Origin of the sequence: Burkholderia sp. HMSC10F09 (assembly GCF_001806955.1) — a bacterium.
In the GTDB taxonomy this organism is placed as follows: Bacteria; Pseudomonadota; Gammaproteobacteria; order Burkholderiales; family Burkholderiaceae; genus Burkholderia; species Burkholderia multivorans.
Window position 1 is genome coordinate 1 of the sequence record NZ_KV786636.1, and the last position, 19,911, is coordinate 19,911.

General features: G+C 68.0%; 22 protein-coding genes. 14 read left to right on the top strand and 8 right to left on the bottom strand.

The features are described 5' to 3' along the window. Positions 1–37: 37 nt before the first annotated feature. Both HMPREF3115_RS09530 and HMPREF3115_RS09535 read right to left on the bottom strand, forming a co-directional pair. Entirely contained in the window at positions 38–514 is a 477-nt protein-coding gene (locus tag HMPREF3115_RS09530) for a universal stress protein (protein WP_006404585.1), read from the bottom strand. Positions 515–833: 319 nt separating this feature from the next. Then, complete coding sequence (locus HMPREF3115_RS09535; RefSeq protein WP_006409363.1) at positions 834–1,244, bottom strand: DUF3005 domain-containing protein; 411 nt, start codon at positions 1,242–1,244, stop codon at positions 834–836. Positions 1,245–1,522: 278 nt separating this feature from the next. Between HMPREF3115_RS09535 and HMPREF3115_RS09540 the strand changes: the two genes are divergently transcribed. Beyond that, complete coding sequence (locus tag HMPREF3115_RS09540) at positions 1,523–1,756, top strand: hypothetical protein (protein WP_006404583.1); 234 nt, start codon at positions 1,523–1,525, stop codon at positions 1,754–1,756. A gap of 136 nt (positions 1,757–1,892) precedes the next feature. Next, entirely contained in the window at positions 1,893–2,813 is a 921-nt protein-coding gene (gene epsC, locus HMPREF3115_RS09545; RefSeq protein ID WP_070554245.1) for a serine O-acetyltransferase EpsC, read from the top strand. A gap of 151 nt (positions 2,814–2,964) precedes the next feature. On the opposite strand, the gene HMPREF3115_RS09550 is transcribed toward epsC, so the two are convergent. From HMPREF3115_RS09550 to HMPREF3115_RS09560, 3 genes are all read right to left on the bottom strand, one after another. Further along, the gene (locus HMPREF3115_RS09550; protein WP_059940708.1) at positions 2,965–3,768 is read right to left on the bottom strand and encodes an SDR family oxidoreductase; all 804 of its coding nucleotides are present in this window, start codon (positions 3,766–3,768) and stop codon (positions 2,965–2,967) included. Beyond that, the gene (gene folE / locus HMPREF3115_RS09555; protein ID WP_006404580.1) at positions 3,769–4,398 is read right to left on the bottom strand and encodes a GTP cyclohydrolase I FolE; all 630 of its coding nucleotides are present in this window, start codon (positions 4,396–4,398) and stop codon (positions 3,769–3,771) included. A gap of 89 nt (positions 4,399–4,487) precedes the next feature. Continuing rightward, the gene (locus tag HMPREF3115_RS09560; protein ID WP_035488038.1) at positions 4,488–5,414 is read right to left on the bottom strand and encodes a LysR family transcriptional regulator; all 927 of its coding nucleotides are present in this window, start codon (positions 5,412–5,414) and stop codon (positions 4,488–4,490) included. A 161-nt stretch (positions 5,415–5,575) separates the two neighbouring features. On the opposite strand from HMPREF3115_RS09560, the gene pobA reads away from it, so the two are divergent. From pobA to HMPREF3115_RS09595, 7 genes are all read left to right on the top strand, one after another. Next, the gene (gene pobA / locus HMPREF3115_RS09565; protein WP_070554247.1) at positions 5,576–6,808 is read left to right on the top strand and encodes a 4-hydroxybenzoate 3-monooxygenase; all 1,233 of its coding nucleotides are present in this window, start codon (positions 5,576–5,578) and stop codon (positions 6,806–6,808) included. Positions 6,809–6,952: 144 nt separating this feature from the next. Continuing rightward, complete coding sequence (locus HMPREF3115_RS09570; protein ID WP_006404576.1) at positions 6,953–7,666, top strand: 3-oxoacid CoA-transferase subunit A; 714 nt, start codon at positions 6,953–6,955, stop codon at positions 7,664–7,666. Positions 7,667–7,685: 19 nt separating this feature from the next. Beyond that, the gene (locus HMPREF3115_RS09575; protein ID WP_006397598.1) at positions 7,686–8,339 is read left to right on the top strand and encodes a CoA transferase subunit B; all 654 of its coding nucleotides are present in this window, start codon (positions 7,686–7,688) and stop codon (positions 8,337–8,339) included. 79 nt (positions 8,340–8,418) lie between these two features. After that, the gene (locus HMPREF3115_RS09580) at positions 8,419–9,774 is read left to right on the top strand and encodes a 3-carboxy-cis,cis-muconate cycloisomerase (protein ID WP_070554249.1); all 1,356 of its coding nucleotides are present in this window, start codon (positions 8,419–8,421) and stop codon (positions 9,772–9,774) included. Positions 9,775–9,791: 17 nt separating this feature from the next. Beyond that, a complete protein-coding gene (gene pcaD / locus HMPREF3115_RS09585) occupies positions 9,792–10,577 on the top strand; it encodes a 3-oxoadipate enol-lactonase (protein WP_006397600.1) in 786 nt (261 codons plus the stop codon). Between the two features lie 10 nt (positions 10,578–10,587). Next, a complete protein-coding gene (gene pcaC, locus HMPREF3115_RS09590) occupies positions 10,588–10,974 on the top strand; it encodes a 4-carboxymuconolactone decarboxylase (protein WP_006397602.1) in 387 nt (128 codons plus the stop codon). Positions 10,975–11,143: 169 nt separating this feature from the next. Continuing rightward, positions 11,144–12,502 carry an MFS transporter gene (locus HMPREF3115_RS09595; RefSeq protein WP_006409377.1) on the top strand — a complete coding sequence of 453 codons (1,359 nt, stop codon included), beginning with the start codon at positions 11,144–11,146 and terminating at the stop codon, positions 12,500–12,502. Positions 12,503–12,662: 160 nt separating this feature from the next. Here HMPREF3115_RS09595 and HMPREF3115_RS09600 read toward each other — a convergent pair whose 3' ends face one another. Next, positions 12,663–12,911 (bottom strand): hypothetical protein, encoded by a 249-nt coding sequence (locus HMPREF3115_RS09600; protein WP_012217756.1) that lies wholly within the window; start codon positions 12,909–12,911, stop codon positions 12,663–12,665. A gap of 103 nt (positions 12,912–13,014) precedes the next feature. Beyond that, on the bottom strand, positions 13,015–13,632 hold the full coding sequence (locus tag HMPREF3115_RS09605; RefSeq protein ID WP_006404570.1) for a LysE family translocator: 618 nt from the start codon (positions 13,630–13,632) through the stop codon (positions 13,015–13,017). A 465-nt stretch (positions 13,633–14,097) separates the two neighbouring features. On the opposite strand from HMPREF3115_RS09605, the gene HMPREF3115_RS09610 reads away from it, so the two are divergent. From HMPREF3115_RS09610 to HMPREF3115_RS09630, 5 genes are all read left to right on the top strand, one after another. Then, on the top strand, positions 14,098–14,373 hold the full coding sequence (locus tag HMPREF3115_RS09610) for a metal/formaldehyde-sensitive transcriptional repressor (RefSeq protein ID WP_006409366.1): 276 nt from the start codon (positions 14,098–14,100) through the stop codon (positions 14,371–14,373). Positions 14,374–14,384: 11 nt separating this feature from the next. Next, positions 14,385–15,395, top strand: coding sequence for a CDF family Co(II)/Ni(II) efflux transporter DmeF (gene dmeF / locus HMPREF3115_RS09615; RefSeq protein ID WP_070554251.1), 1,011 nt, complete (start codon positions 14,385–14,387; stop codon positions 15,393–15,395). Further along, positions 15,392–15,583 (top strand): DUF1289 domain-containing protein, encoded by a 192-nt coding sequence (locus HMPREF3115_RS09620; RefSeq protein WP_006409371.1) that lies wholly within the window; start codon positions 15,392–15,394, stop codon positions 15,581–15,583. Before dmeF ends, HMPREF3115_RS09620 begins: the two co-directional genes overlap by 4 nt. A gap of 130 nt (positions 15,584–15,713) precedes the next feature. Beyond that, positions 15,714–16,916, top strand: a complete 1,203-nt coding sequence (locus HMPREF3115_RS09625; RefSeq protein ID WP_070554253.1) for an MFS transporter — start codon at positions 15,714–15,716, stop codon at positions 16,914–16,916. A 291-nt stretch (positions 16,917–17,207) separates the two neighbouring features. After that, positions 17,208–19,136 carry an SMP-30/gluconolactonase/LRE family protein gene (locus tag HMPREF3115_RS09630; protein WP_070554255.1) on the top strand — a complete coding sequence of 643 codons (1,929 nt, stop codon included), beginning with the start codon at positions 17,208–17,210 and terminating at the stop codon, positions 19,134–19,136. A gap of 204 nt (positions 19,137–19,340) precedes the next feature. Here HMPREF3115_RS09630 and HMPREF3115_RS32330 read toward each other — a convergent pair. Beyond that, on the bottom strand, positions 19,341–19,911 hold a 571-nt coding region (locus HMPREF3115_RS32330; protein ID WP_256276114.1), incomplete at its 5' end, for an FGGY-family carbohydrate kinase.

Below are 19,911 nucleotides of genomic sequence, written 5' to 3' on the forward strand. Positions count from 1 at the left end.
GCGCGCGCCGCGGAAACCGGCGCGCGCGATGCCGCGCTCAGGCCGATGCGCCTTCGTCTGCGTCCGCGTGCGCGGCAGCAGGAATCAGCAGCACGGGTAGCGACGCGTGTCGCACGCACTGTTCGGCGATGCTGCCGAGCACGAGCCGGCGGAAGCCGCGACGGCCGTGCGTGCCGAGTACGAGCAACTCCGCGCCGAACGCTTTCGCGCCGTCGAGGATCAGCGACGACACGTCGTTGAACGACGACGCCTCGTTGGTCAGCGTTTCGCCCTTGACGCCCGCTGCCTGCATCTGCGCGGAGAATTCCTTCGCCAGTTCGGCGCCCTGCGCGAGCAGCTGATCGCGCAGCACCGACGGATCGTAGCCGGGGACGTTGTAGTAGATCGCGGCGTTCTCGACGACGTAGAGCGCCTGCAGTTCCGCGCCATGCGCTTTCGCGAGCGCGAGTGCTGCTTCGAACGCGTGGCGCGACGTATCGCTGCCGTCGACGGCAACCAGAATGCGTTTGTACATGGTGTCTCCGAGAGGCGGTTGAACGGAAGTCGGCCGGACGGCCGCTCCGGCCTGCGTTGCTGCGTCGCAGAGTAAACGAATGCCCGCGACTTTGCAGTGCCGAGCCGGTCCGCGCGTTGTCGCGGCGCGCGCGGCGTGACGTGGCGGCGCGACGCAGCATCTTGCGTCGCACGATGCCGCACCGCGCACCGCGCGCGCCGATACGCGCGCTTCGATCGCCCAAGGTGCAGCCGTTCCGCAAACGATCGATTCAAACGCCCGTGCCGACGCGCGCACCGCGCGCCGCGCCTCGGCGTCGTGCGCGAGCCGCCGCGCCGGGCTACCGGTCGGCCGGCGCCAGCTCGATCACCCTGCCGGGCCGTCGATCGTGGCCGGGCCCGTACACGCTGCCGTACATCCGGTGCACGGCGCCGAACGTGTCGTCGCCGACGGCGGCCGGCGCGTCGAAGCCTTTTTCGACGAGCACATAGCCGGCACGTAGCGCGAACGCCGGATGATTGCCGCCCGGCCGGCTATCGAAGCCGGCGAGGCCGTCGCCGGCCTCCGGCATCGCATTGACGAGCGACGCATTGCTGCGCGTGATCTGGTCGGGAGAGAACGGTCCGCCGCCGGCAAGGCGCGCGGCCTCGCGGTGCTTGCCGTCGGTATCGACGGTGCTGTCGAGCGTGTCGTCGTTGTCGAGCTCGATGCTGCGCGGACGGACAGGACGGTTTGGGGTCGATGACGCCATCGCGACGCTCCTCGCGGCGAAGCGCTCCGGATCAAGCAAATCCCGTTCCGGGCACGACGGGAAAACGGCGCGCGGGCGATCGCCGCGGTCGCCTGCGCGCGCACTGATTCGTCATGATTTATTTCAACTAGAACACGCGTTTTCTCCAGAGTATGATTCGTTTCTTGCGAAGCGGCGACAGGGGATGCGAACTCGCCGCCTCTGCCCGCGCCGGGGCGCCAACACCCTCCAAGACGGGTAGTGAACAACAAAGCAAGGGACTAGAGGTGGCGGATTCCATGCAAGCGACTACTGCCTTCACGCATCGCGGTTATCTGTTGAATTGCGCGCCCGCGCGCACCAGCGACGGTTCGTTCAAGCCCTACGTCGTGATCTCGCGATCGAGCGACGGGGAGCTCGTGGCGAACCGTTTTTTTCCGTCCGACCTCCAGTTCAACGACGAGGACGCTGCGATCGCGCACGCGCGCGACTGGGCGGTGCGCTGGATCGACGCGAGCAGCATCACGATGTGACGTCGCGGCTGTGACGGGCATCGGCCATCGTGCCGATGCGCGGCATGCCGCCCGCCGGCGAAAAACGCGGTAATCTTGTCGGACCCGTCACTTTATTCGCGGCCGAGCGACGCAGCTCGGCCGTCTGCTTTGACCTATGTCGACATCACCCGCCCGTCAGTGGGGCCTCGAAGAAATCGTCGCCGGGCTGCGCGAGTCGCGCGAGGAGCGCCACCGCACGCGTCATCCGCGCGGCATCCGCGAACTGCCGTCGCGCGACGCGATCTGCAAGATCGTGACCGGCCTGCGCGCGTCGATGTTTCCGACGCATTACGGCGCGCCGGATCTCACCGACGAAAGCGTCGACTACTACGTCGGCCATACGCTCGAAAGCACGCTGCGCATCCTGTCCGAGCAGATCCGCCGCGCGCTGCCGTTCCTGCCCGAGCATGCCGATACGCCGCCGGCGGCACTCGAGGAGCGCGCGTTCGAGATCGCACGCGAATTCGGCAGACAGCTGCCGGCGATTCGCGCCTTGCTCGTCAGCGACATTCAGGCCGCGTATGCCGGCGATCCCGCCGCGCAACACATCACCGAAATTCTGCTGTGCTATCCGGGCGTGCTGGCGATGATGCATCACCGGCTCGCGCATGCGCTGCACCGGCTCGGCGTCCCGCTGCTCGCGCGTTTCATCAACGAGATCGCGCATTCGGCCACCGGCATCGACATTCACCCCGGCGCGCAAATCGGGCCCAGCTTCTTCATCGATCACGGCACGGGCGTCGTGATCGGCGAGACGGCGATCATCGGCGAGCGCGTGCGCGTCTATCAGGCCGTCACGCTCGGTGCGAAGAGCTTCCCGGCCGACGGCGACGGCGCGCTCGTCAAGGGCAATGCACGCCATCCGATCGTCGAGGACGACGTCGTGATCTACGCGGGGGCGACGATTCTCGGCCGCGTGACGATCGGGCGCGGGTCGGTGATCGGCGGCAACGTATGGCTCACGCACAGCGTGCCGCCCGGCACGAGCGTCGCGCAGGGGAAGGTGCGCGAAGGCGAGCGCACGGAGAAGCCGTAACGCGGCACGCGCGTGTCGGGGAGCGGCCGCTGCGGGCCGTAGCCAGGAACGCCGGAACGCTGGAATCGGCGCAACGCCGGAGCAGCGAAATCGGCGCCGGCGCAGCGGCCTGTGGCTGTGCGAAGGCGGCGCGCTGCGCGCGCGCCGATCGTCAGTGCCGGCTGCTCGGCGAGCGATGCTTGTACAGCACGTCCTGATCGACGCGAATCAGGTTCTGCCCCGCATCGACGACGAAATCCACGCCGTTGTACGCGCTGCCCGTCAGCAGCAGGATCGCGCTCGCGACGTCGTCGGGGCCGGCGATGCGCGCGAGCGGCGTCGATGCGCGGCTCGCGTGTTCGAAATCGGCCTGCGTCTGGTCGTCGCTCGGCAGCATCAGGCCCGGGAACACGGCGTTCACGCGCAGCACCGGCGCGGCCGACAGCGCGAGCATCTGCGTCAGGTTGCCGAGCGCCGCCTTCGCGACCGTATAGCTGAAATGGTCGCGATGGAAGTTTTCCTTGATCTTCTGATCGACGACGTTCACGACGACGCCCTGCGTGCCCGCTGCCCGCGCGCGCTCGTAGAACGCGCGCGTGAGCAGGATCGGCGCGCGACAGTTCACGGTCCACGCGTGATCGAACGCGGCGAGATCGAAGCTCGGGAAATGATCCTGCCAGAACACCGACGCATTGTTCACGAGCACGTCGAGGCGCCCGAAGCGCGCGTACACGGCGTCGACCAGCGACGCGATCTGGGCTTCGTCTGACAAGTCGGCCTGCAGCGCGACGGAGTCGGGGCCGCGTTCGGCGATCGCGCGGGCTGCGGCTTCGGCCGCGTCGGCCGAGCGGTCGTAGTGCACGGCGGTGCGATAGCCGTGCGCGGCGAAATACTCGGCGAATGCGCGGCCGGCACGGCGCGCGGCGCCGGTCACCAGCACGACGGGCGCATCCGCCGCTTGCTTCGTTGACTGCATTTACGTATTCGTCAGGTTCACGGAAGACGGGTTCGCGACGATCGACAGGAATTCGCGCCGCGTCGACGGATCGGTGCGGAACGTGCCGAGCATGCGCGACGTGACCATCTCGACGCCCGGTTTGTGCACGCCGCGCGTCGAAATGCACTGATGCGCGGCTTCGAGTATCACGCCGACGCCCTTCGGCTGCAGCACGTCGAACAGCGTGTCGGCGATCTGCACCGTCATCTTTTCCTGGATCTGCAGGCGCTTCGCGAATGCATCGACGAGGCGCGCGAGCTTCGAGATGCCGACCACACGGTGATTCGGCAGATACGCGACGTGCGCGCGGCCGATGATCGGCACCATGTGATGCTCGCAGTAGCTCTCGAAGCGGATGTCCTTCAGCACGATCATTTCGTCGTAGCCGTCGACCTCGCTGAACGTGCGCGCGAGGATGTCGCGCGGCTCGATCGAATAACCGGCGAAGAATTGCTCGTAGGCGCGCACGACGCGTGCGGGCGTATCGATCAGCCCTTCGCGCGTCGGATCGTCGCCGGCCCAGCGCAGCAGGACGCGTACGGCGTCCTCGGCTTCTTCACGACTCGGGCGGGATGCGGCCGGCTCGGACCGCGCGGTTTTTTTTCCCATAGCGTTGCTCCATCGAAGGCGCCGTTTGCGGCGGCGCGGTATCCGGGCATTGTTTCATGCTTTCGCGCTTCGTGCGTGCGGCCCCGCGCTCACTTCGGCCACTCGTCCTGCTCGTCGTTGAACAGCGACGCGACGACGCCGCGCAGCCACGCAGTGCGCGGATCGTTGTGGAATTTGCGATGCCAGTGCTGTTTCAGGTCGAAGCGCGGCAGCGGCAGCGGCGGCTCGACCGGCACGATGAACGCGTGCTCGGCCGCGTAGGCGTAACCGATCGCGTGCGGCACCGTCGCGATCAGATCGGTGCGGCTCAGGATGAACGGCAGACTCATGAAGTGCGGCGTCTCGAGCACGGCGCGCCGCTGCATCCGCTGCTTCGCGAGAAATTTCTCGAGCACTTCCTGGCTGCGTCCCTCGGCGCGCACGACCGCATGCCCGCTTTCGAGAAACTGCTCGACGGTGAACGGCCGCGCCTGCTCGAGCGGGTGACCGCGCCGCATCAGGCACACGAAGCGATGCGTGAACAGACGCTGCTGGAAGAAGTTGTTGCCGTCGAGATCGGGGAAATAGCCGACCGCGAGATCGATCGAGCCGGCCTCGAGGCCGCGCCCGACTTCATCGTGCGGCAGCGACACCGAGCGCAGGTTCGCATGCGGCGCGCACTGCGCGAACGCCTGCAGCAGCTTCGGCAGAAACACGATCTCGCCGACGTCCGATAGCGCGATCGAAAACGTATGCGTGCTCGCGGCCGGATCGAAGTCGTGCGGCGCGACGAGCCCGCGCTCGATCTGCGCGAGCGCGTCGCGCGCGGCGGGCAGCAGCGCGAGCGCACGCGGCGTCGGCTCCATCCCGCGCGACGTGCGCACGAACAGCGGATCGCCGAAATACGTGCGCAAGCGTCCGAGCGCCGTGCTGACGCGCGGCTGGCTGACGCCGAGCAGTTCGCCCGCGCGGCTCACGTTGCGCGTGTCGTCGAGCGCGACGAGGTAGGGAATGAGGTTCAGATCGAGCGCTTCCATCGCCGGCCAATATCTTGAAAACGGATAGAAGTTATCTCCGGAATCGCGTTGCCGCATAGTCGGGAAAGCGCTGAAATGCGTTCACCAATCGAACCAATGTTCAATTTCGAACCGATCCGGTGCGGGTGCGAAGCCGCCGCCCGGTCGACAGGAGACATGTCATGCGCACCCAGGTCGCCATCATCGGCGCCGGCCCCGCCGGCCTTCTGCTTTCCCATCTGCTCCGCCTGCAAGGCGTCGAATCGATCCTCCTCGAAGCGCGCTCGCGCGAATACTGCGAGAACCGCATCCGCGCGGGTGTGCTCGAACAGGGCACCGTCGACACGCTCAATGCGGCAGGCCTTGGCGACCGCATGCGCCGCGAAGGGCTGCAGCATCACGGGATCGAGCTGCTGTTCGGCGGCCAGCGTCACCGGATCGATCTGAGCGGCCTGACCGGCGGCCGCGCGATCACCGTCTATAGCCAGCACGAGGTCGTGCGCGACCTGATCGCGGCCGGCGTCGAGCACGGTCATCCGATGCATTTCGACGTGACCGACGTCGCGCTGCACGACGTCGACGGCGATCGCCCGTTCGTCACGTTCAAGCACGCCGACGGCCGCACGGACCGCATCGACTGCGACTACATTGCCGGCTGCGACGGCTTCCACGGGATCGCGCGGCAGACGATTCCGGCCGAGCGGCTGCGCACGTTCGAGCGCGTCTATCCGTTCGCGTGGCTCGGCATCCTCGCCGACGCGGCGCCGTCGCTCGACGAGCTCGTCTATGCACACCACGAGCGCGGCTTCGCGCTGTTCTCGATGCGCTCGCCGACCGTCACGCGGCTGTATCTGCAATGTCGCCCGGACGAGGATCTCGGCGCCTGGTCCGACGCGCGGATCTGGGACGAACTGCATACGCGCTTTTCGAACGACACCGGCTGGACGCCGACCGAGGGCCGGATCACGCAGAAGAGCGTGACGCCGATGCGCAGCTTCGTGTCGGAGACGATGCAGTACGGCCGCCTGTTCCTCGCCGGCGACGCGGCGCACATCGTGCCGCCGACCGGCGCGAAGGGGATGAACCTCGCGGTCGCCGACGTCCGCGCGTTGTCGCGTGCGCTGGGTGCGCGCTACCGGACGGGCGATGCGACGGCGCTCGATGCGTATTCGGCGACCTGCCTCGAGCGCGTGTGGCGCGCCGAGCATTTCTCGTACTTCATGACGAACATGCTGCACCCGTCGGCCGACGATACGCCGTTCGTGAACCGGCTCAAGCTCGCGGAACTGAAGTACGTGACGCGCTCGCGTGCCGCGGCGCAATCGCTCGCGGAAAACTACGTCGGGCTGCCGTTCGACGACGAAGCCGGCCCCGAGACATCCCGCCTTGACAACGCGCTGTGCGCGACTCTATGATCGGCCCATCGTTCGCTAATCGAATCTAGGTTCGATTGGCGAACAAAACGCCGAAGCCGGAGCCGGTTTCGGCACGGCACGCGGCACGCGCGTGTTCCTCCGACAGCCGCGCATCGTGCCGCGGGGTTCGTATCAGGAAGAGACATGGTCAACAAGATTTTCGAATCGCTTCAGTCGGCGGTCGCCGACGTTCACGACGGCGCGACGATCATGATCGGCGGCTTCGGCACGGCCGGCATGCCGTCCGAGCTGATCGACGCGCTGATCGAGCAGGGCGCGCGCGACCTGACGATCGTCAACAACAACGCGGGCAACGGCGAGACGGGCCTGGCGGCCCTGCTGAAGGCGAAGCGGGTGCGCAAGATCATCTGCTCGTTCCCGCGCCAGAGTGACTCGCAGGTGTTCGACGCGCTGTACCGCGCGGGCGAGATCGAGCTGGAGCTCGTGCCGCAGGGCAACCTGGCCGAGCGCATTCGCGCGGCGGGTGCCGGCATCGGCGGCTTCTTCACGCCGACCGGCTACGGCACGAAGCTCGCGGAAGGCAAGGAAACGCGCGTGATCGACGGCAAGCCGTACGTCTTCGAAACGCCGATTCACGCCGATTTCGCGCTCGTGAAGGCGTACAAGGGCGATCGCTGGGGCAATCTCGTGTATCGCAAGACCGCGCGCAACTTCGGGCCGATCATGGCGAGCGCCGCGAAGGTCGCGATCGTGCAGGTGTCGCAGGTCGTGCCGCTCGGTGGGCTGAACCCGGAACATATCGTGACGCCGGGGATTTTCGTGCAGCGCATCGTCGAAGTGCCGCAGGCCGCGCATGCGGCCGAGCTGGCCGCGGAACGCGCATCGCAAGCCGCCTGACCGCCCGAGGAGATCCGACATGAAACGACTGACCCGCGATGAAATGGCCAAGCGCGTCGCCCAGGACATCCCCGAAGGCGCGTACGTGAACCTCGGCATCGGCGTGCCGACGCTGGTGGCGAACCACCTCGATCCGAGCAAGGAAATCTTCCTGCACAGCGAGAACGGGCTGCTCGGCATGGGCCCGGCGCCCGCGCCCGGCGAGGAAGACGACGAGCTGATCAACGCCGGCAAGCAGCACGTGACGCTGCTCACGGGCGGCGCCTACTTCCACCACGCCGATTCGTTCGCGATGATGCGCGGCGGCCACCTCGACTACTGCGTGCTCGGCGCGTTCCAGGTATCCGCGAACGGCGACCTCGCGAACTGGCATACGGGCGCGCCCGATGCGATTCCGGCGGTCGGCGGCGCGATGGATCTCGCGATCGGCGCGAAGCAGGTGTTCGTGATGATGGAGCACCTGACGAAGCAGGGCGAGAGCAAGATCGTCGCGCAGTGCTCGTATCCGGTGACGGGCGTGCAGTGCGTGAGCCGCATCTATACGGATCTCGCCGTGCTCGACGTGACGTCCGACGGCCTCGCGGTGAGCGAGATCTTCACCGACCTGTCGTTCGACGAACTGCAGAAGCTGACCGGCGTGCCGCTGATCGACGCGACGCGCAAGGCGGCCTGAACCGCAGCGGCCGGCGCGCGCGTGCGCACGCCGGCGCGCTTCGGTGGACAATAGGCCACCCGTTTTCCCATCCGACGCCATGCTCGAAGACAGCGCCCGCCTGACCTCCCTCATCTGCGGCAGCGAGCCGCTCAACCGGATCTGGTCGCCCCGTGCCACCGTCCAGCGGATGCTCGACGTCGAAGCCGCGCTCGCGCGCGCGCTGGCCGCGCAACAGGTTATTCCGGCCGCCGCGGTCGCGCCGATCGAACGCGCGTGCGTGGCCGACCGTCTCGATGCCGATGCGCTCGCGCGCGACGCGGCGCTCGGCGGCAATCTCGCGATTCCGCTCGTCAAGCAGCTCACCGCGCAGGTGAAGGCCGACGATGCCGAGGCCGCGAAATTCGTGCACTGGGGCGCGACGAGCCAGGACATCATCGACACCGCGACCGTCCTGCAGCTGCGCGATACGCTCGACGTGCTCGAACCGATGCTCAACGACACGTGCGCGTCGCTCGCGACGCTCGCGCGCACACATCGCGCGACGCCGATGATCGGCCGCACGTGGCTGCAGCAGGCATTGCCGATCACGCTCGGGCTGAAGTTCGCGCAGTGGCTCGACGCGCTGCTGCGCCATCGCAGGCGGCTCGCCGAGCTGCGCGCGCGTGCGCTCGTGCTGCAGTTCGGCGGTGCGGCCGGCACGCTCGCGAGCCTGCGCAATCGCGCGAGCGGCGTGAGCGCCGCCCTGGCCAAAGAGCTCGAGCTCGCCGCACCGGCGGTGCCGTGGCATACGCAGCGCGACCGGATCGCCGAGGCCGCTGCATGGTTCGGCATGCTGATCGGCACGCTCGGCAAGATCGCGCGCGATATCTCGCTGCAGATGCAGACCGAAGTCGGCGAACTCGGCGAACCGGCCGCGGCCGGCAAGGGCGGTTCGTCGACGATGCCGCACAAACGCAACCCTGTGGGCTGCGCCGCCGTGCTGACGGCTGCGGTGCGCGCACCGGGCCTCGTCGCGACCGTGTTCGCGGGGATGGTGCAGGAACACGAGCGCGCGCTCGGCGGCTGGCAGGCCGAGTGGGACGCGCTGCCCGACCTCGCGCGCCTCGCCGGCGGCGCACTCGCGCAGATCGCGCAGATCGTCGCGGGCCTCGACGTGAACGCCGAACGCCTCGCGGCGAACCTCGACCTCACGCACGGCTTGATCCTCGGCGAAGCGGTGATGCTCGCGCTCGGCGACCGGATCGGCCGTCTCGACGCGCATCACGTCGTCGAGCACGCGTCGAAGGAAGCCGTGCGCACCGGCGCGACGCTGTTCGACGTGCTCGCCGCCGACGCGACCGTGTCGGCCCACCTGTCGCGCGACGCGCTCGCACAGTTGCTCGACCCCGCTCATTACGTCGGCGAGGCGCACGCCTACGTCGACGCCGTGCTCGCGCTGCACGCGCGCACGTAACCACCAGGAGAACACTGATGCCTTTCGCCACCGTCAACGGCGTAAAACTGCATTACCGGATCGATCGTGCCGCGCGCGACGACGCGCCGTGGCTCGTCTTCTCGAATTCGCTCGGCGCGGACCTGCAGATGTGGGCGCCGCAGATTCGTCCGTTCACGCAGCACTTCAACGTGCTGCGTTACGACACGCGCGGCCACGGCCATTCCGATGCGCCGGCCGGTTCGTACACGATCGACCAGCTCGCGGGCGACGTGATCGGCCTGCTCGATCATCTCGGGATCGCGCAGGCGTCGTTCTGCGGAATCTCGATGGGCGGCCTGACCGGCGCCGCACTGGCTGCGCGCTTCCCGTCGCGCATCGTCCGCGCGGTGCTCGCGAACACGGCCGCCAAGATCGGCTCGCCGGAAGTGTGGACGCCGCGCGCGCACAAGGCGCGCACCGAAGGGATGGCCGCACTCGCCGACGCGGTGCTGCCGCGCTGGTTCACCGATGCGTTCGTGCAGCGCGAGCCGCGCCTGTTCGATGCGATCCGCGACACGTTCGTGCATACCGACAAGGACGGCTATGCCGCGAACTGCGACGCGCTGAACGCAGCCGACTTGCGCGAGGAAGTGAAGGGCATCGCGCTGCCGGTGCTCGTCGTGACCGGCGCGCACGATCTCTCGACGCCGCCCGACCAGGGCCGCGCACTGGCCGCCGCGATTCCGGGCGCGCGTCACGTCGAATTCGACGCCGCGCACATTTCGAACATCGAGCGCACCGACGATTTCAATCGCGCGCTGCTCGATTTCCTGACTGCGTGAGGCAGCGACGATGGACGACCAGCAACGTTACGAAGCCGGAATGAAGGTGCGCCGCGCGGTGCTCGGCGACGCGCATGTCGACCGCTCGATCGAGAACCGCACCGAGGTGACCGAGGAATTCCAGAACCTGATCACGCGCTATGCGTGGGGCGAGATCTGGACGCGCGACGGCCTGCCGCGCCATACGCGCAGCCTGCTGACGATCGCGATGATGGTCGCGCTGAACCGCAGCGAGGAACTGGCGCTGCATCTGCGCGCCGCACGCAACAACGGCGTGACGCGCGACGAGATCAAGGAAGTGCTGCTGCAGACCGCGATCTACTGCGGCGTGCCGGCGGCGAATTCCGCATTCCATCTCGCGGATCGCATCTTCAAGGAACAGGACGCGGCAGGCTAAGCGCGACTGGCGACGAACGCGCCGGCAGTGCATCGGCGCGCCGCGTACCGGATGGCCGGTACGCAAACAAAGGAATGGCCCGGCGCCCGCCGGGCCGCCGACAATCCGGCGTCGCGGCACGCAGCGCATCGAGCGCCTGCCGAGCCCGACATCGACAAGGAGACAGACAGTGAATCGCACCCCGGTGGTCGACGTCCAGACCTTCATCAACGAGCAGCCGTTCGGCGGCTTTCAGTGGCTCGTGTTTCTCATGTGTTTCGTGATCGTCCTGCTCGACGGATTCGATACGGCCGCGATCGGCTTTATCGCGCCGTCGCTGCTCGGCGAATGGAACCTGACCAAGCCCGATCTCGCGCCGGTGCTGAGCGCCGCGCTGTTCGGCCTCGCCTGCGGCGCGCTCGTGTCGGGGCCGCTGTCGGACCGGCTCGGGCGACGCGTGCTGCTGCTCGGCTCGGTGTTCCTGTTCGGCATCGCGTGCCTCGTGTCCGCGTTCTCGACGACGATCGGGCATCTGACCGTGCTGCGCTTCGTGACCGGCGTCGGGCTTGGCGCCGCGATGCCGAATGCGGTCACGATGATGGGCGAGTTCTGCCCGGACAAGCGCCGCGCGACCGTGATCAACCTGATGTTCTGCGGCTTTCCGCTCGGTGCGGCATTCGGCGGGTTTCTCGCCGCGTGGATGATTCCGCATTTCGGCTGGCGCAGCGTGCTGGTGCTCGGCGGCGTGACGCCGCTGCTGCTCGGCGTGCTGCTGTTGTTGAAGATGCCCGAATCGGTACGCTTCATGGTCGCGCACGGCCATCCGGTCGACCGGATCCGCGCGACGCTCGCGCGCATCTCGCGCGATGCGCTGAACGCGAGCGCGTTCGCGATGACGGAGTCGGCGCCGCAGACCGGCGGCAAGGGGCTCGGCGTCGTGCTGTCGCGCTCGTACGTGATCGGCTCGGTGATGCTGTGGGCCGCGTACTTCATGGGGCTCGTGATCTTCTACGCGTCGATCAACTGGATGCCGATTCTGCTGAAGGATGCGGGCCTCACGCCGAAGAGCGCGACGCTGATTTCCGCGCTGTTCCCGCTCGGCGGCGTCGGCGCGGTGCTGTGTGGCGTGCTGATGGATCGCTTCAACGCGAACCGCGTGATCGCCGTCTGCTATGCGCTGACGGCCGTCAGCGTCTATGCGATCGGGCAGGCGGCCGGCAACGTCGGGCTGCTCGTGCTCGTCGTGTTCGTCGCCGGCGTGCTGATGAACACCGCGCAATCGTCGATGCCGGCGCTCGCGGCTGCGTTCTATCCGACCGAAGGGCGCGGCACCGGTGTCGCGTGGATGCTCGGCGTCGGACGCTTCGGCGGGATTGCCGGGTCGTTTCTGGTCGCTGAGCTCACGCGCCGGCATTTCTCGTTCGCCGGCGTGTTCGCGACGATCGCGGTGGCCGGGCTGCTTGCCTGTGTCGCGCTGCTGATCAAGCAGATCGCGCGGCCGCATCGGACGACGCCGTCGACCGGCACGATCGAGCCGATCGGGCACTGAGCGGGGCCAGGCTCGGCGTGCCGGCGTTCGGGGCGGCGCGCCCGGCTCGGCCAGTGGGTCGCGGCTCGCGGCTCGCCTCTCGCGACTCGCGTGCGTCGTCGCGCAAAAGCATCCGGGCCGCATTCGCGGCCCGTCGACTCGGCGGCACGTGTGCCGCCGTTCATTCTTCCGCGTCGTGTTCCTTCACGAACGTGCGCAGATACGCGCGCAGCGCGGCCTCGCGGCAGCGGTGATCGGCGAGGTTCGCGGCGCCCATCTCTTCCTCGTCGCCGAACAGCGTCGGCGGCGCGCAGTAAGTGCCGACTTCGATGTCCTCGCGCAGCACGCGGATGTCGTGCGTGCCCGGATGGTATTCGGCCACCCAGTGCATTCCTTCGATGCGCTCGCCCGCCCTCAGCATTGGCTTCATCGGCAATCTCCCGGCAGCGGCGGCGCAGCCGGCGAAGCGGCTGCACGCGTCAGTAGCGAGAGCGTACGCCTGCGTCGCGCGAAGCTCAATGGGCGGTGAGCGCTCACTGCGGCAATACGTGCGCGACGAGCGGATACAGGGACAGGATCAGCAGCACGGCCATCGTCACGTTGAAGATGCGCAGCGCGCGCGGATTCGACAGGAAACGCCGCAGGCCGAGGCCGAACGCGGCCCACAGGCTGATGCACGGAAAGCCGATCAGCACGAATACGACGGCCATCCACGCCGCATTCATGCCGTAATCGGCGGACAGCCGGATCGTCGTCGCGGCGGTCAGCACCATCATCCATGCCTTCGGATTGACCCACTGGAACGCGGCGGCTTCGATGAACGTCATCGGCCGCGGCTTCGCGCCGTGCGCCTTCACTTCGCCGGACGTGCCGATGCGCCAGGCGAGATACAGCAGATACGCGACGCTCGCGACTTCGAGAACCGTGTACAGCAGCGGCACGCGCTTGAACGCTTCGCCGAGTCCGAAGCCGACGCAGAGCATGAGGATCGCGACGCCGATGCTGATGCCGAACAGGTGCGGCATCGTGCGGCGAAAGCCGAAATTGACGCCGGATGCGAGCAGCATCGTGTTGTTCGGGCCGGGCGTGATCGACGTGACGAGCGCGAACAGCATGCCGGCGGGCAGCGCGCTCAGCGTGAGGAATTCCATCGCGAGTTCTCCATTCGGGTTCTGGGCAGGAATGGAGTCAGTGTAATGACGATTGTCAGTACAGTACCGGTACAGATTGCCTGGCGAATGCCGGTACGGGCGGCGCGCGCTTGGCCGGCAAATCGTTACGGCGGCCATCAGCCCTACGCGATCGCCGCCGAATGTCCGGCAGATGACTGAACGACGCTCTTCGCGGCCCCGTCTGGAAGATATGGCATGGGCCGGAATCGCCTCTTCTGCCGTGACGGACGGGCACAATGCCGCGCGAAAGGGCTTGCGCACGCTCGGGCGCCTAGAACGATATTGCGCCGGTTGCATCGGCATGGCCGCGTGCTTTCACGCGCGCCACGCAACGCCCCGCACGCATCTGCCCCCCTCCGCGAATCCCGACTCCGACGATATACCCCTCCCCCCTATTTGGCCAAAATCGCCTATACTCCCCCCCGGTATATTCGAGAACGCACCATGAGCCATACGATCAAGGAAAAGCAAAAACTGCTGAACCGTGTCCGCCGTATCAAGGGACAGGTGGAAGCGATCGAGCGCGCGCTCGAGGAAGAGCGCAGCTGCAGCGAAATCCTGCAATTGATCACGAGCGGGCGCGGCGCGATGAACGGTTTGCTCGCGCTGGTGCTCGAGGATCACATCCGCAGCCATCTGGTCGATGCGGACGATACGCACGCGGACGAAGGCGGCGCGACCGAGCAGCTGGTCGCGGTCGTTCGCAGCTACTTCAAGTGATCGGGGGCCGGGTGAACGATTTCAGGAATGCCGCGTTCGGCGCGGGACACGACCACATCTTTCTCGGCGCCGCGCACGAGCGAAACGAGCGCAGGACGTGGATGGTGATCGCGCTGTGTGCGGCGATGATGGTGGCGGAGATCGTCGGCGGGTCGCTGTTCGGCTCGCTCGCGCTCGTCGCGGACGGGCTCCACATGTCGACGCACGCGGGCGCGATGCTGATCGCCGCGCTCGCGTACACGTACGCGCGCCGGCACGCGCGCGATCCTAGCTTCGTGTTCGGCACCGGCAAGCTCGGCGATCTGGCCGGCTTTACGAGCGCGATCGTGCTCGCGATGATCGCGCTGCTGATTGGTTACGAGGCCGTCGCCCGCCTGCTGTCGCCGGTGCCGATCCATTTCGGCGAGGCGATTCCGATCGCGGTGGCCGGGCTAGTCGTCAATATCGTGAGCGCGTGGTTGTTGAGCGGCGATCATCATCACGGGCACGACCATCACGGTCATCACCACCACAACCACGATCACAACCACGATCACAACCACGAGCACAACGACGAGCACGACGCCCACGCCCCCTCCGTCGCCGCGACACGCGACCACAATCTGCGCTCCGCCTACATCCACGTGATCGCCGATGCTGCCGTCTCGCTGTTGACGATCGTCGGGCTGCTGCTCGCGCGCGCATTCGGCTGGGTCTGGATGGACCCGCTCGCCGGCATCGTGGGCGCGCTCGTGATCGCGAACTGGTCGTACGGACTGATGCGCGACACCGGCGGCGTCCTGCTCGACATGAATGCGGACCGCCGCTTGACGGAACGCGTGCGGCACGCGCTCGAGCACGATGGCGATACGGTCGGCGATCTGCACGTATGGCGTGTGGGGCCCGGCCACATGAGCGCGATCGTCTCCGTGACGACCGACGATCCGACGCGCGATGCGCGCTTCTATCACGGCCTGCTGCGGCACATCGGCGGCCTGTCGCACGTGACCGTCGAAGTGCTGCCGGCCGCGGCGGGGCAATGACGATGGCAGTCCGATCGCCTTGCGTCGAAGTCTGCGCGTTCGACGGCCGCACCGGCTACTGCATCGCCTGCCTGCGCACGCGCGACGAAGCGCGCGAGTGGAAGAAGATGACCGACCATCGTCGTCACCGGATCGTCAACGACCGCGCGCGTCGGCAGGCGAAGCTCGCGCGCGCCGCGTCGGACTGACGCGCGCTCTCGAACCGCGGCCGAGCGAGCGTATATAGCCGGCCGATTGCGTTCGCGCCAGCCGCCGGGCATGCTGTCACGCACGCATGCGGCCGCACACCGCCGCCGCGCGCCACCACCACGACCAACGATGACGACCTCGCCGCCGACGGCCGCCAAACCCGCGATTCCGCGTACCGTATGGGCGCTGGGTTTCGTGAGCCTCTGCATGGATCTTTCCTCGAAGCTGATCCACGCGCTGCTGCCGATCTACCTCGTGTCGACGATGGGGATGAGCGTCGCCGCGCTCGGCGTGCTCGAAGGGGCGGCGGAGGCGACCGCGATGATCGTCAAGGTGTTTTCCGGCGCGATCAGCGACTGGCTCGGGCGCCGCAAAGGGCTGCTGCTGCTCGGCTACGGGCTCGCCGCCTTGACCAAGCCGCTGTTTCCGCTCGCAGCCACGCCGTCGGTCGTCGTCGCCGCGCGCCTGCTCGACCGCGTCGGCAAAGGGATACGCGGCGCGCCGCGCGATGCGCTGGTGGCCGACGTCGCGCCGCCCGAGATTCGCGGCGCGTGCTTCGGCCTGCGGCAGTCGATGGATACGGTCGGTGCGTTTCTGGGCCCGCTGCTCGCGATCGTGCTGATGTTCTGCTTCGGCGACCGCATTCGCACCGTGTTGTGGTTCGCGGTGGTGCCGGCTTTCGCCGCGATTGTGCTGATCGTCGCCGGCGTTCGGGAACCCGTGCGCACGCAGCCGCGGCGTTTCCGTGCCCCGCTGCATTGGCGCGCGCTCGGCGCGTTCCCGCGGCAATACTGGTTCGTCGTCGCAGTGGGCGCGACGTTTACGCTCGCGCGCTTCAGCGAAGCGTTCCTCGTGCTGCGCGCGCAGCAGACGGGGCTCGATATCGCGTGGATACCGGCCGTGATGGTCGCGATGAGCGCCGCGTATTCGCTGTCCGCATGGCCAGCCGGCATCCTGTCGGACCGGCTCGATCGGCGCGTGCTGCTTGCGCTCGGCATGGCGATGCTGATCGTCGCGGATCTAATGCTCGGCGCCGGCACGTCGACGGTGTCGATGTTCGTCGGCGTCGCCGCGTGGGGTCTGCATATGGGGCTCACGCAAGGCATTCTCGCCGCGATGGTGTCGGAAACGTCGCCGGCCGAGCTGCGCGGAACGGCGTTCGGCGTGTTCAATCTCGTCAGCGGCGTCTGCATGCTGCTCGCGAGCAGCATCGCCGGTGTGCTGTGGGCACGCTTCGGCGCATCGACGACGTTCTTCGTCGGAGCGGCACTCGTCGTGGTGCCGCTCGCGCTGTGTCGCGCGATGCCGCGTCCCGGCACGTCGTCCGCATGATGTCGGATGGTGCGGCGCGGAACGATCGCGACACGCACTCTGCCGCACGTCGAGCCGGTGCCGTTTCGGCAACGATCCGACGCAGTGTCAACGTTCGTTGAACGATGGACCGTCCGCAATTTTTTTCGAATTAAATCCGGCTATGCTCGGCGCTCCTCGTCGCCGGCGCACCGGACGCGATACCGGCTGCGCCGGCCGATTCCGCGAAAAAAAATCGACGGATCGCCGATCCGCGCGCGCCTGCCCGCGGCCGTCGACGTGAACGATCGCACGTTCAGGAGGGCAGCAGTCATGGTCGCGATGAATCGCATTCGAGCGGTGCTCGTCGCCGTCGCGCTTGCCGCGGCCGCACCATCCCGCGCGCAGAACGCCACCGACTGGCTGGCGAACACCTACGGCACGCTGGCCGCGCACGTCGGCAACGCGGCACGGTCGATGTGGGTCGCGCCGGAAGGCGTGATCTATACCGCGTCGATGTGGGACGAGGAGGCGGGCGGCGTGTCGATCTATCGGAACCACCGAACGCTCGGCTCGATCGGCGCACACGGCGAATTCCAGGGCAGCGCGATCACCGGCAACGCGACGTCGATCTTCGTCGCGCTGCAGGCCGGCAAAGCATACGGAAGCGGTGCGGTCGGCCGCTACGACCGCACGACGAAAGCGCGCGACCGCTTCATCCAGGTCACTGCGTCGACGAATCAGCCGCGCGTGGACGTCGTCACCGGTCTCGCGACGGCCGGCTCGCTGCTCTATGCGAGCGACTTCTACGGCAACCGCGTGCGCGTGTTTACGACCGACGGCGTGTGGCAGCGCGACATCGCCGTGTCGAGCCCCGGCGCGCTCGCGCTCGACGGCGCGGGCAACGTGTGGGTCGCGCAGAAGCATGCGGGCACGATCGTTCAGTTCAGCGCGACCGGCGCATTGCTGAACACGATCCGGATGGCGGCCGACGCGCGGCCGGCGTCGCTCTATTTCGATGCGGCGGCGAACGAGCTGATGGTCGGCGACGAAGGGCCCGACATGAACATCAAGCGCTACGCGATCGCGGGCCGCCCGGCGCTGGCCGGCACGTTCGGCGTGCGCGGCGGTTATCTCGACACGACGACCGGCATCAAGGGGCAGGTCGGCGCGAAGCGCTTCACGCGCGTGGCCGGCATCGGCAAGGACGCGGCCGGCAACCTGTACGTGCTGAACAATCCGTGGGGCGGCAGCTGGGATCTCGGCCGCGACGGCGCGACCGACATTCACGCGTACAGCAGTGCCGGCAGCCTGCGGTGGACGCTGCAGGCACTGAACTTCGAGGCGATCGCGGCGCCCGATCCGGCCACCGACGGCGCGTTGTTCTACGGCGGCACGCACATCTACAGCGGCACCGCGGGCGGCACGTTCGTCGCGAACACCGTCGACCCGTTCAGCTATCCGGCGGACCCGCGCATCGATCCGAACGACGTGCAGCGCGACGAGCATTTCGGGCATGTCGCGTCGGTCGGCGGGCACCGGATCCTCGTCGCGTCCGGCCAGAATCCGCCGATCTTCTACTTCTTCCACTTCAACGACGCGAACGGCTACGTCGCGATTCCGGACGGCTCGCTTCCCGGCCCGGCGTTCAATACGACGCGCCGCGTGACGAGCGGCTTCAGTCTCGACGGCAACGGCGACGTGTGGGTCGGGTTGGACAAGACGGGCGTGATCCACCACTACCCGCTGGCGGGTTTCGATGCAAACGGCAAGCCGTCGTGGGGCGCACCCGACACGATTCCGGTGCCGGCCAGCATCCAGCCGCTCACGCGCATCGTCTATCTCGCGGACAGCGACACGATGATCCTCGCGCAAGGCCCGACGGGCGGCACCGACTGGACGGCGATCGGCACGCGGATCGAGGTGTATCACGGCTGGCGCGCGGGCAATACCACACGGCCGAATCCGGTGATCACGCTGCCGCACACGACCGCGAAATCGATCGATGCGGCGGGCGATCATCTGTTCGTCGGCTATTGGTTCGGCACCGGTCAGCCGCTGCCGGACATCGATGCGTTCAACCTGACGACCGGTCGCCTCGACGCGACGCTGGTGAACACGAGCAGCGCGACGGTCGATGCGAGCAGCGCGCTCGATTCGATGTACGGCGTGAAGGCGTACCGCCGCTCGACCGGCGAATACGTCGTGATGAAGAACAACGTGAAGGCGTCGAGCATCACCGTGTACCGGTGGAAGCCGTGAGCGGCGGCGCATTGACGGGCGCCGGCGCCGACGTGGGCAATGACGCGAGCCGCCGTGCGAAACCGTCCGCCGGCGGACGTTCCGCGATCGACATCCGAAACGATTGCCGAACGCGCGTGGCGACGCCGACCGTCGCGCAGGACGCACGCGCCGTTCCGGCACGCGCGCTTGCGTTGCGCCGAACCGCGTGCGCCGTGTCGCGCGTCAATCGGCGCGCCTGAACTCGTCGCGAAGCGCGCGGTACAGCCGTCGATACCGCGCGAGCCGGCCGGCGAGCAGATCGACGCTGGCGGGCTCGGGCGCGATCGTCTCGACGACGGGCGGCGCGACACAGACTTCCGCGAGCGCATCGCCGGTTGCCGCGAGCCGCGCGAGCCGTGCGGCGCCGAGCGCCGCGCCGATCGCACCGTCCGCGTGACGCAGCATCGCGAGCCCGGTCGCATTCGCGCACAGCCGTGCCCACAACACGCTCTTCGAGCCGCCGCCGATGAACGACACCGCGTCGAGCGTCGTGCCGGCCGCGCGCAGCGCATCGTAGCCGTCGGCCATCGCGAACGCGACGCCTTCCATCACCGCATATGCGAGATCGTCGGCGCCGTGCTCGTTCGATACGCCGAAGAACACGCCGCGCGCGTGCGCGTCGTTGTGCGGCGTGCGTTCGCCGCCGAGATACGGCAGGAACAGCGGCGCGCGGGCCGGATCGGCGCGTTCGGCGCGCGCGGCCAGCGCGCCGGGCGTCGTGCCGTGCGCGCGTGCGAGCCAGTCGAGGCTCGCG

Coding starts and splice junctions, on each gene's coding strand:
- HMPREF3115_RS09530 (WP_006404585.1), bottom strand. CDS start 514: ATGTACAAACGCATTCTGGTTGCCGTCGACGGCAGCGATACGTCGCGC.
- HMPREF3115_RS09535 (WP_006409363.1), bottom strand. CDS start 1,244: ATGGCGTCATCGACCCCAAACCGTCCTGTCCGTCCGCGCAGCATCGAG.
- HMPREF3115_RS09540 (WP_006404583.1), top strand. CDS start 1,523: ATGCAAGCGACTACTGCCTTCACGCATCGCGGTTATCTGTTGAATTGC.
- epsC (WP_070554245.1), top strand. CDS start 1,893: ATGTCGACATCACCCGCCCGTCAGTGGGGCCTCGAAGAAATCGTCGCC.
- HMPREF3115_RS09550 (WP_059940708.1), bottom strand. CDS start 3,768: ATGCAGTCAACGAAGCAAGCGGCGGATGCGCCCGTCGTGCTGGTGACC.
- folE (WP_006404580.1), bottom strand. CDS start 4,398: ATGGGAAAAAAAACCGCGCGGTCCGAGCCGGCCGCATCCCGCCCGAGT.
- HMPREF3115_RS09560 (WP_035488038.1), bottom strand. CDS start 5,414: ATGGAAGCGCTCGATCTGAACCTCATTCCCTACCTCGTCGCGCTCGAC.
- pobA (WP_070554247.1), top strand. CDS start 5,576: ATGCGCACCCAGGTCGCCATCATCGGCGCCGGCCCCGCCGGCCTTCTG.
- HMPREF3115_RS09570 (WP_006404576.1), top strand. CDS start 6,953: ATGGTCAACAAGATTTTCGAATCGCTTCAGTCGGCGGTCGCCGACGTT.
- HMPREF3115_RS09575 (WP_006397598.1), top strand. CDS start 7,686: ATGAAACGACTGACCCGCGATGAAATGGCCAAGCGCGTCGCCCAGGAC.
- HMPREF3115_RS09580 (WP_070554249.1), top strand. CDS start 8,419: ATGCTCGAAGACAGCGCCCGCCTGACCTCCCTCATCTGCGGCAGCGAG.
- pcaD (WP_006397600.1), top strand. CDS start 9,792: ATGCCTTTCGCCACCGTCAACGGCGTAAAACTGCATTACCGGATCGAT.
- pcaC (WP_006397602.1), top strand. CDS start 10,588: ATGGACGACCAGCAACGTTACGAAGCCGGAATGAAGGTGCGCCGCGCG.
- HMPREF3115_RS09600 (WP_012217756.1), bottom strand. CDS start 12,911: ATGAAGCCAATGCTGAGGGCGGGCGAGCGCATCGAAGGAATGCACTGG.
- HMPREF3115_RS09605 (WP_006404570.1), bottom strand. CDS start 13,632: ATGGAATTCCTCACGCTGAGCGCGCTGCCCGCCGGCATGCTGTTCGCG.
- HMPREF3115_RS09610 (WP_006409366.1), top strand. CDS start 14,098: ATGAGCCATACGATCAAGGAAAAGCAAAAACTGCTGAACCGTGTCCGC.
- HMPREF3115_RS09620 (WP_006409371.1), top strand. CDS start 15,392: ATGACGATGGCAGTCCGATCGCCTTGCGTCGAAGTCTGCGCGTTCGAC.
- HMPREF3115_RS09625 (WP_070554253.1), top strand. CDS start 15,714: ATGACGACCTCGCCGCCGACGGCCGCCAAACCCGCGATTCCGCGTACC.
- HMPREF3115_RS09630 (WP_070554255.1), top strand. CDS start 17,208: ATGGTCGCGATGAATCGCATTCGAGCGGTGCTCGTCGCCGTCGCGCTT.